The organism is Citrobacter sp. RHB25-C09 (assembly GCF_013836145.1).
GTDB lineage: Bacteria > Pseudomonadota > Gammaproteobacteria > Enterobacterales > Enterobacteriaceae > Citrobacter_A.
Genome location: NZ_CP057483.1, coordinates 2217061 through 2232358 on the forward strand (window position 1 = coordinate 2217061; position 15298 = coordinate 2232358).

Consider the following 15298-nt stretch of genomic DNA (forward strand, 5'->3'; position numbering starts at 1 on the left):
GCTTATGGTAAAAAGCGCAACGCTCATCACAGTTTCACAACAATATTGTTAAATGTGCAACAAGGTGCCAGCGACGATCGCCGCTGGCGATGGGATTATTTATCCCCGAAGTGTATAACCGTGCGGATCGATTTGCCGGAATGCATCAGGTCAAAGGCTTCGTTGATCTGTTCCAGCGGTAAACGATGGGTAATAAAAGGATCTAACTGAATTTTCCCGCTCATGGCATCTTCAACCATTCCTGGCAATTGGGTGCGCCCTTTCACCCCGCCAAAGGCGGAACCACGCCAGACTCGCCCGGTCACTAACAGGAACGGACGCGTTTTAATCTCCTGCCCCGCACCGGCCACGCCAATGATAACGCTTTCACCCCAGCCTTTATGACAGCATTCCAGCGCCGCACGCATAACATCGACATTACCGATACACTCGAAGCTGTAGTCAACCCCGCCGTCGGTGAGTTCTACAATCACGTCCTGGACGGGTTTGTCATAGTCTTTCGGGTTGATGAAATCCGTCGCGCCCAGTTCGCCTGCCAGCTTGAATTTCTCCGGGTTGGTATCAACCGCAAGGATACGTCCTGCCTTTGCCTGAACGGCCCCCTGAATCACCGCCAGACCGATGCCGCCTAAGCCAAATACCGCAACGGTATCGCCTTCTTTCACTTTCGCCGTGTTATGAACGGCGCCAATACCGGTCGTGACGCCGCATCCCAGCAGGCATACTTTATCCAGCGGCGCTTGTGGATTCACCTTCGCCAGGGAGATTTCGGCGCAAACGGTATATTCGCTAAAGGTACTGGTACCCATATAGTGATAGATGGGTTCACCATTGTATGAAAAGCGGGTGGTGCCATCCGGCATTAACCCTTTCCCCTGCGTAGCACGTACCGCCTGACAAAGGTTGGTTTTGCCCGATTTACAGAATTTGCATTCGCCGCATTCTGCGGTGTAGAGCGGAATAACGTGATCGCCAGGCTTCAGGCTAGTGACCCCTTCGCCCACTTCAACGACGACCCCACCGCCTTCATGCCCAAGAACGGCCGGGAAGACGCCTTCAGGATCGTCGCCAGAAAGCGTAAAGGCATCGGTGTGGCATACGCCAGTGTGAGTGATCCGAACGAGAACCTCGCCCTTTTTCGGCGGAGCGACATCAATTTCGACAATTTTCAGTGGTTGGCCTGGACCGAATGCCACGGCTGCACGTGATTTCATATTGTTCTTCCCTATGTTACGAGGAGGTTAGTTTATTGGGGATGCTAGCCTCTTACTCACCTTAGGGCAACGAGAAACAGGATTTACAGCGTTTTAACATCAGCGCGGGGCTAACGCCCCGCACATCTTTTAATCAACTAACGCTTGCGCGGCATCATGCGCAGCAGCGTGTTATCTTTCCAGAAATAATGGTGCAGCAGCGCGGCCCCCGCGTGGAGCGCAATCACAAAGTAACCGAGATTCGCCAGCGTGACATGCCACTCCTTAAGCGTATCCACCAGATCAAAGTTCCCTTCCGCCGCATACGGCATGACCAGACCAAATGCCAGCCACGGATTGCCGCGGTTATACATCATCACCACGCCAATAATCGGCAAGGCAATGAACAACAGATAAATCACCAGATGACCAAGATGCGCCAGTCCGGTGAACATAGGCTTCGGTTTAGGCACAATAGGCGGCGCAGGATACTTCAGACGGAGCAGTAAACGCGCCACCATCAGCACCAGAATAGAGATCCCGCACGAGACGTGAACCATATTGATAAGCGGACGATATTCACGTGGGAAAGCGCCACGAAACTCCATCGCGGAGTAAGCCACGATCACCAGTAAAAAAACCAGCCAGTGAATCCCAATCTGCAGGCTTGAGTACTTATTGCCCATAACATTTCCTGAATAAAAACAATAAAGCGTCAACATAGCGAGCTTTTGTTAAAAATTCATTAAGTTTTCTTCATCGGTTATCAGAGAGTTAGCCATAACGGCAAAATGTGACGTTGCTCACCCCGAGATACTGGTCTATGCCTGGAAAGGGAAACTGAACGGCTTTTCAATCCTGACAGGAGAATATTATGAGTAAAATTGGCATTAACGGTTTTGGTCGCATTGGCCGCCTGGTGTTGCGTCGATTACTGGAAGTCAAAAGTGACATTGATGTCGTTGCAATTAATGACCTGACCTCGCCGAAAATCCTCGCCTATCTGTTGAAGCATGATTCCAACTACGGCCCCTTCCCATGGAGCGTCGATTTTACGGAAGATTCCCTGATAGTGGACGGCAAACATATCGCGGTTTATGCGGAGAAAGAGGCGAAAAACATCCCATGGAAAGCGAAAGGTGCGGAAATTATTATTGAATGCACCGGCTTCTATACGTCGAAAGAAAAATCCCAGGCGCACATCGATGCAGGCGCGAAAAAAGTGCTCATATCCGCTCCGGCGGGCGATATGAAAACCATTGTCTTTAACGTTAACGATGAGACGTTAGACGCTAACGATGTGATCGTCTCTGTCGCCTCCTGCACGACCAACTGCCTGGCACCGATGGCGAAAGCCTTACACGACAACTTTGGTATTCAGGTCGGCACCATGACGACCATTCACGCCTACACCGGCACGCAGTCGCTGGTTGATGGTCCACGCGGTAAGGATCTACGCGCTTCGCGTGCCGCCGCAGAAAACATTATTCCGCATACCACTGGCGCGGCAAAAGCAATTGGCCTCGTGATACCGGAACTCAGCGGTAAACTGAAGGGCCATGCGCAGCGGGTACCGGTAAAAACCGGTTCAGTAACCGAACTGGTATCCATTCTGGGTAAGAAAGTCACCGCTGAAGAGGTTAATAACGCACTGAAACAGGCGACAACAAACAATGAATCGTTCGGCTATACCGACGAAGAAATTGTTTCATCCGATGTGATTGGTTCGCACTTCGGTTCTGTATTCGATGCGACACAAACCGAAGTGACTGAGGTGGGCGATCTGCAACTGGTTAAAACCGTGGCGTGGTATGACAACGAATACGGATTTGTTACCCAGCTCATCCGCACGCTGGAGAAAATCGTTAAACTCTGATTGTGACGGCGGAGGAACGCCTCCGCCGCACTGGAATCAGGACTGCAAATAAACCACCTGCGTTTGCAGATATTCATTCAGCCCATGCTTTCCGTCCGCGCCGCCAATCCCCGATTTACGCCAGCCGGCATGGAAACCCTGCATCGCCTCAAAGTTCTCGCGATTAATATAGGTTTCGCCAAATTTAAGCCCTTTTATCGCTTTCATCGCGACGTTGAGATTCTGGGTATAGATTGATGACGTCAGACCGTAATCGCTGTCATTTGCCATGGCAATCGCCTCATCCAATGTCTCAAAGACAACCACAGGCAGTACGGGGCCGAACGTCTCCTCATGCATAATCGCCATCTCCTGACGGACATCCAGCAGGAGTGTGGGAGGATAATAATAACCTTTGCCTTCTGGCGTTTTACCACCCAGTGCAATTCTGGCACCTTCCTTTACCGCACGCGCGACCTTCTGCTCCACGCGCTCCAGCGCAGCGGCATTGATCAACGGCCCCATCGCAATATCAGTGCGTTCCGCGGGATTGCCAAACTGTACCGCGTTTAAAGCTTCACCGAGGCGATTCACAAACCGGTCGTAAACGCCCTTTTGCACATATACGCGCTCGGCACAGTTACAGACCTGACCGGTGTTGATCACCCGGGAATCGACAATCGCTTTTACCGCCAGATCCAGATCGGCGTCATCCATGACAATCGCCGGCGCTTTACCGCCCAGTTCGAGGCACACTTTGGTGATATTTTTCGCCGCTGTCGCCATGATTTTCTCACCCGCAGTGACGCTGCCGGTCATGCTAACCATCGCCACTTTTGGGTTGCCCGCCAGTTCTTGTCCTACCGTTTCACCGCGTCCCAGTACGAGGTTGAACACACCGCGTGGTAAGCCGATGTCATCGACAATTTTGGCAAAGGCAATTGCATTGTTGGGCGTGAACTCGCTGGGTTTAATCACAATCGTATTGCCCGTTAACAGTGCCGGTGCCAGTTTGCGTGCGATTAAAAAGAACGGGAAATTCCACGGCAGGATGCCGGTGGTAACACCCAGTGCACGTTTGAACAGCAAAATATTCTCGCCCGGGCGGTCACTTTGCAAAATCTCGCCTTCATATCGGCGCGCCCACTCTGCCATATAGTCGAGATAATTGGCGGTAAAGGAGACTTCTACCTCAGCCAGTTGCTGAATTTTGCCCCCTTCTGCCACGATCAGCGCACTGATTTCACTCGCACGTTCGCGGATCCCTGCTGCTATTTTACGCAACCAACCCGCGCGTTCTATCGCGGGCAAGGCTTCCCAGCCTGCCTGCGCGCGCTCTGCGGCGTCAATCGCCTTACGGGCATCTTCCGCACGCCCGTCAGGAATGCGCGAAATCACCTCTTCGGTAGCCGGATTAATGACATCGATCCACGCGTCATCGTGCCAGGTGACGAACTGTCCATTGATATACATGGGATGCTGTACGGGGACGGTCATGGGCTGCTCCTGTGATTGAAATGTATTTAACACGTAAAATCATTGTTAATTAATTTCAATTCTGCTGCGCAAGACACCGTTAACGTTTGGATTCTGTGAACTGCTTCATAAAAGAAGCTTGCCTGAACCGGCCGGGAGGGAATTCAAAGAAAGTGTTAATGCCCGTTTGAGGAGAAAGTACATCAAACGGGCAAAAATTAAGCCAGCGATCGGTGATTCATAACGGCAGTCAGGGTGCCATCATTTTGCAAAGTCAGCCAGGCAGCCTCAACCTCTGCGGGAAAATCGACATGAACAATAAAATCACGTCCACGTGGGCCATATCCGGTCTCATCATTACGCAGGCGCGGAATCTCCCCGCTAATCAAGGAAAGATAACGCTCGACACTCCAGACGCCTTCCTGCGGGTTGGCAAATATAATTCGGTCTTCCTGCTGACATAAGGTTGGAATAAAACCCGGATGACTCAACCAGCGAGGCGCGTCCGGATCGTCACGCGTGACCCGACGAAAAGTGGCAATCGTCCGCCGCTGCATCGTCGGATCCTGCACGACAATCGCCGTATTGAGGGTCAGTTCGGACTTCGCAAGCAGGCAGGTGCTGAAACTGGCGTTTTCACCGCAGTTTGTGGAACGTGATTCAAGCAGGATCTTCTCAGCCGGGATTTGCCAAAACTGTTGAGCAATATCCGCTAAAATAGCGGCTTCGGTCCGCCCTGTTGTCGGAATCGTGTTATAGCGTGGGTGTGAAGCGATTGCCGCATACAGAAAGGTCGTTGAGTGGCCAATTCCACCGGTGATGAATAGCGGGATCTGCTGTTCGCTGGCGATTCGGCACGCAGCGTCAATGGTCGGGATAACGGCGTTCCCCGCCAGCACAACACAATCAGCCGGATACGCGGACCCGCCACAGAAATCATCCTGCGCCAGCCATTGTCCTATCGTATTGATCGCCCCGAGGGAAGCAGTGGAAAGTAATGGGGATGGTTGCATCATCAGGCTCCTTCTCTTTTCCCTGTAGAGTACCGTACTCACTGTGCCTAAGTAGCAGATCTCTCTGAAACGTTGCCCATTGTTTTTCCGGAACTTTTTGGAGTCACCTTCGAAAATAACCAGAAAAGTCTAAAAAACAGGTGGTTGCACCTGTATTTTATCCCGCACATTCAGATTATGATAACCTGAATGGATCATATATTTTAAATTCACAGAAATTTCCCCTGTCATATTAACGCTTTTTTGCACCCATTTTGCTGCTGTCGCTTGTCAAATATGACTAACCTTCCTAGCTTAATTAACAATTTCACATTTTGTTAACCTAACAGGTTGCACCTTTCGCGCTGCCGGGTGCCACCTTCAATTTTCTCTCCGGGCGAGGTTCTGACTCAATGACAACGCATGAAAGCACTACCAATATTCTCAAGAAAAACAAAAAGGTCCTCATCGCCAGTCTGACTGGCAGCGCGATCGAATGGTTCGACTATTTCCTGTATGGCACAGCCGCCGCACTGGTTTTCAATAAAATATTCTTCCCCATGGTCGACCCGGTTATTGGCTTAATTCTCTCGTACCTTTCCTTCTCACTGACCTTTTTTATTCGCCCCATTGGCGGAGTGATTTTCGCCCACATCGGCGATCGCATTGGCCGCAAGAAAACGCTGGTTTTAACGCTTTCTCTCATGGGTGGCGCCACGGTGATGATCGGCCTGCTGCCAACCTATGAAATGATTGGTATCTGGGCCCCTGTACTACTCATCCTGATGCGTATTATCCAGGGCATGGGTATCGGTGGCGAATGGGGCGGCGCACTGCTTCTGGCGTATGAGTATGCGCCGGAAAAACGCAAAGGCTTCTTTGGTAGTATTCCGCAGGCAGGTGTAACGATCGGTATGTTGATGGCGACGTTCATCGTCTCGCTGATGACATTGTTTAGCGAAGAGGATTTCCTCTCCTGGGGATGGCGTATTCCGTTCCTGTTAAGCTCAGTGCTGGTGCTGTTAGGACTGTGGATCCGTCGCGATATTGATGAAACGCCAGATTTCAAAAAGGTAAAACAGTCGGGACAGGTAGCTAAAGCTCCACTACGCGACACGCTGACGCATCACTGGCGTGAAGTGTTAATCGCCGCTGGGCTCAAGGTCGTCGAAACCGCACCCTTCTATATTTTCTCTACTTTTGTGGTCAGCTATGCCACCAACACTCTGACCTATCAGAAATCTCAGGTACTGGAAGCCGTCACGATCGGCGCACTGGTGGCCACCGTCATGATCCCCCTGATGGGCTTACTGTCCGACAAAATTGGCCGTAAGCGGATGTACGCCGCGAGCGTGTTTCTGCTCGGGTTGTTTATCGTGCCGTGGTTCTTGCTACTCAATACCGGCACCACCTGGGGCATTATGCTGGCGACAATCGTCATGTTTGGTGTGCTGTGGGCACCGGTGACCGCCGTGCTGGGTACGCTGTGCTCAGAAATATTCAGCGCTAACGTCCGTTACACCGGGATCACACTGGGCTATCAGATTGGCGCTGCGCTGGCAGGGGGAACTGCGCCACTCATCGCCACCGGACTGCTGGCAAAATATGATGGCGACTGGGTACCAGTAGCTTGGTATCTGGCAACGACCGTCGCCATTTCACTGATCGCCATTTTCTTTGCCAGTCGTACAAAACGTGGCCCTTCCGCTAACGCCCAGTTCAGTGAGCTGTAAACCGAAGGCAACAATCTGTGGCCCGGTAACGTTGCGCTTACCGGGCCTACAAAACTAACCGCTAATTTGCTCCATTGCCTGCAGGATCCGTTTATCGGAAATGGGATACGGCGTACCTAACTGTTGAGCAAAATAGCTGACCCGCAGTTCTTCGATCATCCAGCGGATTTCCTTAACGTCATCATCTTCACGCCGTGCGGGCGGCAGTTTATTGAGCCATTGCTGCCATGCCTGCTGCACGCTTTCGACTTTCAGCATTTGAGCGCGGTCGCGATGCGGATCGACCGCCAGTTTCTCCAGCCGTTTTTCAATCGCCTGGAGATAGCGCAGCGTATCACCAAGGCGTCTGAAGCCGTTACCGGTGACAAAACCGCGATATACCAGCCCGCTCATTTGCGCTTTGATATCAGAAAGCCCGAGCGCCATCGTCATATCCACGCGCCCTTTCAGCCGCTTATTGATGGTGAATACCGCCGTCAGGATCTGCTCGACCTGCTTCGCAATATCGACAACCGTCTCATTCAGTTCGGCACGCACTTTCTCATGCAGTGCCGCAAAGCCCTCTTCCGTCCAGACCGGCCCACCGTTGGCATCAATCAGTTTATCCACGCCGCAGGAAATACAGTCGTCAATCAACTCCAGTACTTTGCCATAGGGGTTGAAGTACAGACCAAGCTTGGCTTTGTTCGGCAATTTTTCATGCAGATACTTTATTGGCGAAGGAATATTCAACAACAACAGCCGACGCAAGCCAGCCCACATCGCCTGCTGCTGTTCAAGAGGGTTATCAAACAGCTTAATAGCAACGCTATCGCGCTCATCCACCAGCGCAGGCCACGCCTTCACTTTGTAATTGCCGCGCTTCTGCTCATAGCTTTCCGGGAGTTGACCAAAACTCCAGATATGCAGCCCGCTCTGCTCGATACCATCATCCGCCACTGCTGAGAGCGTTTCCTGCACTTTACCTTTCAGCACCTCTTTCAGATCGTGCAGGGAGCGTCCTTCCTGAAGCTTCTTATTCTTCTCGTCGACAACGCGGAAAGTGACTTTCAGGTGATCGGGCACCTGATCCCAGTGCCAGTCCTCGCGATCGACCGTTACGCCAGTCATACGACGCAGTTCGCGCTCAAGCGCGTCCAGCAGCGGCAGTTCTAGTGGCGTAACACGCCCCAGGAAAGCCTCTGCGTAGTTAGGCGCAGGCACGAAATTACGCCGCACCGGCTTCGGTAGCGATTTGATCAGCGCAATAATCAGTTCCCGACGCAAGCCAGGGATTTGCCACTCGAAACCGCTCTCTTCGACCTGATTTAATAGCGGAAGCGGAATATGGACGGTAACACCATCCGCATCTGCCCCCGGTTCAAACTGATAGCTCAACCGCAGATTAAGATTGCCCTGATGCCAGAAGTTCGGATAATCCAGCTTGCTGATTTTTTCCGCACCTTCTTTTATCAGCATGCTCTTCTCAAAGTTGAGCAGATCCGGCGTTTCACGGCTGACTTTCTTCCACCAGCTGTCGAAATGGCGGGAGGAAATCACGTCATGACTAATGCGCTGATCATAAAATTCGAACAGCGTCTCATCATCCACCAGAATGTCGCGGCGACGCGATTTGTGTTCCAGTTCCTCAACTTCCGCGCGCAGTTTGAGATTTTCACGGAAGAAGGCATGACGCGTCTGCCAGTCACCCTCAACCAACGCGTGGCGGATAAACAACTCGCGACACAGCGCCGGATCGATCTGGCTATAGTTGACTTTACGCGCCGCGACAATCGGCAATCCGTAAACGGTAACTTTCTCTGTCGCCATGACGGCACCCTGCGCCCGCTCCCAGTGCGGTTCACTGTAAGAGCGCTTAATCAGATGCTGCGCAACAGGTTCTACCCATTCAGGATCGATACGCGCCGCAATGCGTCCCCACAGCCGGCTGGTTTCCACCAGTTCTGCCACCATCGTCCATTTTGGCGGCTTCTTGAATAATCCTGAACCGGGGAAGATGGAGAAACGGGCATTACGCGCGCCGGTATATTCTTGCTTATCCGCGTCTTTCATGCCGATATGCGACAGTAGCCCGGTCAGCAGCGCGATATGGATCTCGCGATATTCCGCCGGTTCACTGTTAACCGGAATACCCAGTTCCTTCACCACCTGGCGCAACTGGGTATAGATATCCTGCCACTCACGAACGCGCAGGTAGTTGAGGAAATCCACGCGGCACTGGCGACGGAACTGATTCGACGACAGCGCCTTTTGCTGCTCACCGAGGTAGTTCCATAAATTAACGAACGCGAGAAAGTCAGACTCTTTGTCGTGGAAGCGGCGATGCTTCTCATCTGATGCCTGCTGTTTGTCCATCGGGCGCTCGCGCGGATCCTGAATCGACAACGCCGAAGTAATGATCATGGCCTCACGCACACAGCCGTGTTTTTGCGCTTCCAGCACCATGCGCGCCAGGCGGGGGTCAACCGGCAGTTGACTCAACTGGCGCCCCATTGGTGTCAGTTTATAGACCGTCGCTTGTTCGTCAGTAGCGATCGCACCAAGTTCTTCCAGCAGGCGCACGCCATCCTGAATATTGCGCTTGTCCGGTGCTTCTACGAAGGGAAACGCGGCGATATCGCCGAGCCCAAGCGCGGTCATTTGCAGAATGACGGACGCCAGGTTAGTTCGCAAGATCTCCGGGTCGGTAAACTCCGGGCGCGACAGAAAGTCATCTTCGGAATAAAGACGTATACAGATGCCTTCAGATACACGACCACAGCGGCCTTTACGCTGGTTAGCAGAGGCCTGCGATACCGGTTCAATTGGCAGACGTTGCACCTTGGTGCGGTAACTGTAGCGACTGATGCGCGCCGTCCCCGGATCGATAACGTACTTAATGCCCGGAACCGTCAGAGAGGTTTCGGCTACGTTTGTCGCCAGCACAATACGCCGCCCGCTATGCGCCTGAAACACGCGATTCTGTTCGCTATTGGAAAGCCGGGCATACAGCGGCAGCACTTCCGTATGGCGCAAATTAAGCTTATTCAGCGCATCGGCGGTATCACGAATTTCGCGCTCGCCGCTCATGAAGATCAGGATATCGCCGGGACTTTCCCGCCCCAGTTCGTCTACTGCGTCGAAAATGGCCTGGAGCTGATCGCGCTCAGTGTCATCAGCTTCTTCAACAATCGGGCGATAGCGCACTTCCACCGGATAAGTCCGGCCAGACACTTCAATAATCGGCGCATTGTTGAAATGCTTCGAAAAACGTTCCGGATCAATGGTCGCGGAGGTAATGATGATTTTCAGATCCGGACGACGCGGCAGTAGCTCTTTCAGATAGCCGAGCAGAAAATCGATATTCAGACTGCGCTCGTGCGCTTCATCGATAATGATGGTGTCGTACTGCATCAGCAGACGATCCTGCTGAATTTCGGCCAGCAATATACCGTCGGTCATCAACTTGACCATGGTGTTATCGCTGACGTGATCGCTGAAGCGCACTTTATAACCGATACAACCGCCCGGTTCCGTTTGCAGTTCTTCGGCGATACGGTTGGCAACGGTCCGCGCAGCCAGACGACGCGGTTGGGTGTGGCCTATCAGCCCTTTCACCCCACGTCCCAGTTCCATACAGATTTTCGGCAACTGAGTGGTTTTACCCGAACCGGTTTCCCCCGCCACAATCACGACCTGGTGGTCGCGCACCGCTTCGAGGATCGCCTGTTTCTTCTGGCTAACGGGCAGGTTTTCCGGATAGGTGATTACTGGACGCGCCGCTTCACGCAGCACGACCTTACCGGCTGCCTGTTCAATCTCTTTCGCCATCTCCTGGTAAATGGCCTGTTGAGCATCAGGATTTTTAACCTTCTTCACGCCGTGCAGGCGGCGGCTAAAGCGCTGCTTGTCGCGCAGCATTAAGGATTCAAGCTGCTGTTGTAAAGCATGAATTGTGTATTTTTGTTGTTCTGTCATAGCGTTAGATGGCAGCTTTCTGCCCGGTTAAATCTCTTCTAAATGATAGGTATAGAGTACCACATCGGCGGATTTCGTGTGTTGTTCAATAAATTCGAACATAGGCTTCGATATATTGCGCTTTCTCTGTGGCAGGATTGTGAATAAAGTGTCAACACGCAACGGGGCTCAGCCCATTCAAACACGATAAGGAAACACCATGAGCAAGGTCTTAGTTCTCAAATCAAGTATTCTGGCAGGGTACTCTCAGTCTGGTCAGTTGTCTGATTATTTTGTTGAACAATGGCGTGAAAAACATCCCGCTGATGATATTACCGTCCGTGACCTGGCTGCAAATCCGATTCCAGTACTGGATGGCGAACTGGTCGGCGCGATGCGACCAAGCGAGACTCCGCTCACCCCTCGTCAGCAGGAAGCGCTGGACCTTTCTGATGAACTGATTGCTGAACTGAAAGCGCACGATGTCATTGTTATCGCGGCACCGATGTACAACTTCAACATTCCGACGCAACTGAAGAACTACTTCGACCTGATTGCCCGTGCTGGCGTGACGTTCCGCTATACCGAGAATGGTCCGGAAGGTCTGGTCACCGGTAAACGCGCAGTGATCCTCTCAAGCCGTGGTGGTATTCACAAAGATGGCCCGACGGATCTGATCGCACCGTATCTGAAAGTGTTCCTCGGCTTTATTGGCATTACTGATGTGAACTTTGTGTTTGCAGAAGGGATTGCTTACGGCCCGGAAGTGGCATCTAAAGCCCAGTCCGACGCCAAAGCGGCCATTGACAGCGTCGTTGCTGCGTAAGTTCCTGCCTCCCGCCCCGGCGGGAGGTTTTACGATTGGCCTTCATCGTCTCGCTTTAGCATGAATCCGCTGCATATCACGCCAGATGGTGGTGTAACTGCGGCACTGTGCCACATTCTCTTCCCAGCAATGACTGAGAAACTGCTCAGGTTCTGCGACATCCCTGCTAAGCACAATAAATAACCAGCGATTCCAGGCAAACCACTTCACTACCCACATACTTTCGCTCCGAAACAATCATAAGCGCAAAATATAGCCATTTCTTCTGGGGGTTTTGTTGCAACTCTTGCGCTGGCAAAACTGAACTGAAAAAAGGCTAAAGATCGGATTTAATCAACTTCTCAACGTCTTTATCCGTTTTGATCTGGATTTCATGATCAATTTTCACGTTCATGTTGATAGTAATAGGCTCCTTCGGCGCGGCAACTTCGATGCGGGGCGTACAGCCTGATAATAATCCCAGCGGGATTAGCGACAGCCAGATAGCCATATTTCTCATTGTTTTTCCTCACATTCCTTGCCATTCAGGCAATGTTTTTCTGACAGCGCGATATTCTGTTCAAGCCATGCCTGTAAATTATCGCCGAAACGCAAACTGCGCCACAGCGTAAAGAGATTCTCTTCATGGGTGTAATTCAGTTTGACCGTGCCCACTTTGCCATCCACCCGGCTATTTCCGGTTATTGCTGACTGCATCGTCATGACGCCCTGCTTGTCCAGATTAATTTTCGTCCATGAATGGGCGATCTCAATATAGCGCAACCAGTTGATAGCCGCGCCAGCCGCCATGTTGTCTTTCACCACCGCATCGGCGGTGTCTTTATCAATGCGTAAGGTCATGGTCCCTGGGTTGGTTAACCAGCCGTCTTTGATGATCCATTCATCATTATTTAGCCACAGCGGTAATGCTCCGCTGACGGGGCCGGACATCGTGAATTGCTTAGGATTTACCGCACTAATCAGTTCGCTAGACGAGATATTTTGTACCCGAACCAGGGCAGGATCGCGCTGCGGCATACGTAATTGCAGCATACTGACCTTGCCGCTGAGAACATCGACACTCACATTTGCCAGTAACAGCGGATGTTCATCACTCCAGGGGTACTGTCCCTCCAGGTCGGCGGAGATATTGGTCGCCGTGACCTGATTAACGATCTCCGCAATACGTAGCGACACCGGCCCGCGAGTGCCGAGTTGCCATGTTCCTGCACTGAATCGGAATGGAAGAATAAAATCGACGCCATTGATGCGGTTATCCGGCATCCAGGCGCTGCCGCCTTTTAGTACGCCGTGTCCGCCAGCCTCGAATCCCTGATCTGCAGCGGCGGAGAAAGCGACCTGCGCATAGAGCTCACCGTCTCGCAGCTTCATTTTCCAGTCAGGCGGTACCAGTGGCTGGAACACATCCAGAGACTGCTTTGGCCACCAGGCTTGTCCACGCAACCGGATGCCGTCCCAGCGGCCATTCACGCGTACAGGGCCAATTTCGCCGGCATGGAGATCGCCTTTGAACTGAAAAAATGTAGGCTCACTGCCTTCGACGCTGAATTTCAGGGTAGATGCTGGTAAGACACTGCCGCCCGTAAAAAGAGTTTTACCGGCATCAAGGGATAATGCACCGCTAAACTGCGGATGCGCCACGTCGCGTACCCATACTACCGGTTCGTCCAGGATCAACCGCGGTGTTTCGACCGTCATCGTGCCGTACTGTAGTTGGTCAAAACCGGTAGAAAGTTCAGTCAGCGTAATAGTGCTGTCGTGCCATTCCCCTCTACCCGCGACATCCCAACTGGCATGCATAGGCGTAAAGGTACCTTCGCCCCAGTAGCGCCAGCGCCAGCGCCCGGCGTCAGGGAGAAAATCGTTAGCGATGCCATCAAGATGCAAAACAAAATCACCCATTTGATTTTCATGGGCGCGCAGAATGGCCTGCAATCGACCGTCAATGCCACGCTGTGTGACCTTCACGCCCGCTAAAGGCCAGCGAATTTCATCAATATCTAATGCGTCGATCACCCGACCGCGGGAACGCAGCAGCGAACCGGGCTCAAACGCCAGCACAGGATCGGAAAGACTCCCGCTCAGTTGCGCGGGTAGCTTCGCATAGAAAATCAAATCATCCTGTTTAGCTTCACCTATCAACTGGAGCGGCATGGCGCTGTTGTCCATACTGAGTTTTCCTGGCCCAAAGGTGAGCACCGCATTTCCCTTGCCCGCCTCCCCTTGTGTCAGTACGTTCATACGTCCGCTGATCGTGGCATTCTCGGTGCCTTGCTGCCAGTTTTCGACCTTAATGCCGAGACGGCCACTTAGCGGGAATCCTTCATAGGGCCATGTCCAGCGGCCATCGCTGATGGTTAACTGTTGGGAGGTGATTTCCCATGGCAGATCGAGTAGTGGCTCTGGGTTATCCCGCGCCATGACAATCAGTTGCCCGGCATTTTCACGCCATTCCAGTTCGGCATCCACCAGCGACGGTTCTTGCGGAAGGTTGAGTGTCGCAACGGTGCGACCATTGACAGGCAAGCCATCCGGAACCAGCGGCAGTGTGAATTCTCCCACCAGTTTGATTGGCGGTTGATCTTCAAAGGCCGAGACGTCCAGTTGACTCACGGACAAAAGCTGCCCACGCAATTTGCCCTGAAATTTCACCTTCTCACCCTGATAGCGCACTTCCTGCAATGCCGGCGTCAGGGAAATATTTAGCTTCCCCTGCCATACCCGCCAGGGAGCAAGCACCACATTGTCTATATTGAGCCAGGTATTGGGCAACATGGACTGCCACTCTGCGAGGGTACGGGGCGCGGCGGGAGAGGCTTCGGTTTGGGGTAACTTTGCCAGACAGGCAGAATCGAGCTCCAGAGTGCCAATATTAAGCAACCAGCGGCTGGGATGCGATAGCTGTGCCTGGCTGACCCGCGCCAGTTGGCAATCGCCAACCAGGTATTTCAGCTCAGGGATATGCAAACCGTTACGCGTCAGTCGGGGACTCTCATCCAGTGCGATACGAGTCCCCACCGGCAGCCAGATGCCAGCCAGTTTTGGAACCCATAACCCCAGCGTCATGACCAACGTCAGGGGAACAAGGATAATGAGCAGAAGAAGCGCCAGAACGGCTTTATATTTACCCTTCATGGGCAGTCAATATCCTGATTTAGCGAAATTTTAAGCCAATTTAGGCCACTATTGTGGCATGTTTGACGTATCATGCCCAGATCAAGCATAGATGCTCTAAAATTATTCATAATACGTATTGCTTTAAATAATATTTTAAGTTTTGTAGAATA

General features: G+C 52.3%; 10 protein-coding genes. 3 read left to right on the forward strand and 7 right to left on the reverse strand.

The genetic code is table 11. The features are described from left to right. Positions 1 to 95 precede the first annotated feature (95 nt). Both HVY19_RS10315 and cybB read right to left on the reverse strand, forming a co-directional pair. Positions 96 to 1214: an S-(hydroxymethyl)glutathione dehydrogenase/class III alcohol dehydrogenase gene (locus tag HVY19_RS10315; protein WP_181680519.1), complete on the reverse strand. Its 1119-nt coding sequence runs from the start codon at positions 1212 to 1214 to the stop codon at positions 96 to 98. A gap of 137 nt (positions 1215 to 1351) precedes the next feature. Further along, entirely contained in the window at positions 1352 to 1879 is a 528-nt protein-coding gene (gene cybB, locus HVY19_RS10320; RefSeq protein WP_220132923.1) for a cytochrome b561, read from the reverse strand. A 188-nt stretch (positions 1880 to 2067) separates the two neighbouring features. Here cybB and gap point away from each other — a divergent pair, with 188 nt between their 5' ends. Continuing rightward, entirely contained in the window at positions 2068 to 3069 is a 1002-nt protein-coding gene (gene gap, locus HVY19_RS10325; RefSeq protein ID WP_181680521.1) for a type I glyceraldehyde-3-phosphate dehydrogenase, read from the forward strand. A 36-nt stretch (positions 3070 to 3105) separates the two neighbouring features. Here the strand turns inward: gap and aldA are convergent, their stop codons facing one another. Then, on the reverse strand, positions 3106 to 4545 hold the full coding sequence (aldA, locus tag HVY19_RS10330; protein WP_181680522.1) for an aldehyde dehydrogenase: 1440 nt from the start codon (positions 4543 to 4545) through the stop codon (positions 3106 to 3108). Positions 4546 to 4742: 197 nt separating this feature from the next. Then, a complete protein-coding gene (locus HVY19_RS10335) occupies positions 4743 to 5543 on the reverse strand; it encodes a YdcF family protein (protein ID WP_181684258.1) in 801 nt (266 codons plus the stop codon). A 386-nt stretch (positions 5544 to 5929) separates the two neighbouring features. Here HVY19_RS10335 and HVY19_RS10340 point away from each other — a divergent pair, with 386 nt between their 5' ends. Beyond that, a complete protein-coding gene (locus tag HVY19_RS10340) occupies positions 5930 to 7249 on the forward strand; it encodes an MFS transporter (RefSeq protein ID WP_181680523.1) in 1320 nt (439 codons plus the stop codon). 54 nt (positions 7250 to 7303) lie between these two features. Here the strand turns inward: HVY19_RS10340 and hrpA are convergent, their stop codons facing one another. Beyond that, positions 7304 to 11206 carry an ATP-dependent RNA helicase HrpA gene (gene hrpA / locus HVY19_RS10345; protein ID WP_181680524.1) on the reverse strand — a complete coding sequence of 1301 codons (3903 nt, stop codon included), beginning with the start codon at positions 11204 to 11206 and terminating at the stop codon, positions 7304 to 7306. Positions 11207 to 11405: 199 nt separating this feature from the next. On the opposite strand from hrpA, the gene azoR reads away from it, so the two are divergent. Then, positions 11406 to 12011, forward strand: coding sequence for an FMN-dependent NADH-azoreductase (azoR, locus tag HVY19_RS10350; RefSeq protein ID WP_181680525.1), 606 nt, complete (start codon positions 11406 to 11408; stop codon positions 12009 to 12011). Between the two features lie 316 nt (positions 12012 to 12327). Here the strand turns inward: azoR and HVY19_RS10355 are convergent, their stop codons facing one another. Both HVY19_RS10355 and HVY19_RS10360 read right to left on the reverse strand, forming a co-directional pair. Continuing rightward, positions 12328 to 12510: a YnbE family lipoprotein gene (locus HVY19_RS10355; RefSeq protein WP_181680526.1), complete on the reverse strand. Its 183-nt coding sequence runs from the start codon at positions 12508 to 12510 to the stop codon at positions 12328 to 12330. After that, on the reverse strand, positions 12507 to 15146 hold the full coding sequence (locus HVY19_RS10360; RefSeq protein ID WP_181680527.1) for a YdbH family protein: 2640 nt from the start codon (positions 15144 to 15146) through the stop codon (positions 12507 to 12509). The genes HVY19_RS10355 and HVY19_RS10360 overlap by 4 nt, the downstream gene beginning before the upstream one ends. Positions 15147 to 15298 lie beyond the last annotated feature (152 nt).

Bases quoted from the DNA above. Each gene is read 5' to 3' on its own strand.
- azoR (WP_181680525.1), top strand. From the start codon at position 11,406: ATGAGCAAGGTCTTAGTTCTCAAATCAAGTATTCTGGCAGGGTACTCT.
- HVY19_RS10315 (WP_181680519.1), bottom strand. From the start codon at position 1,214: ATGAAATCACGTGCAGCCGTGGCATTCGGTCCAGGCCAACCACTGAAA.
- cybB (WP_220132923.1), bottom strand. From the start codon at position 1,879: ATGGGCAATAAGTACTCAAGCCTGCAGATTGGGATTCACTGGCTGGTT.
- HVY19_RS10360 (WP_181680527.1), bottom strand. From the start codon at position 15,146: ATGAAGGGTAAATATAAAGCCGTTCTGGCGCTTCTTCTGCTCATTATC.
- HVY19_RS10340 (WP_181680523.1), top strand. From the start codon at position 5,930: ATGACAACGCATGAAAGCACTACCAATATTCTCAAGAAAAACAAAAAG.
- aldA (WP_181680522.1), bottom strand. From the start codon at position 4,545: ATGACCGTCCCCGTACAGCATCCCATGTATATCAATGGACAGTTCGTC.
- HVY19_RS10355 (WP_181680526.1), bottom strand. From the start codon at position 12,510: ATGAGAAATATGGCTATCTGGCTGTCGCTAATCCCGCTGGGATTATTA.
- gap (WP_181680521.1), top strand. From the start codon at position 2,068: ATGAGTAAAATTGGCATTAACGGTTTTGGTCGCATTGGCCGCCTGGTG.
- hrpA (WP_181680524.1), bottom strand. From the start codon at position 11,206: ATGACAGAACAACAAAAATACACAATTCATGCTTTACAACAGCAGCTT.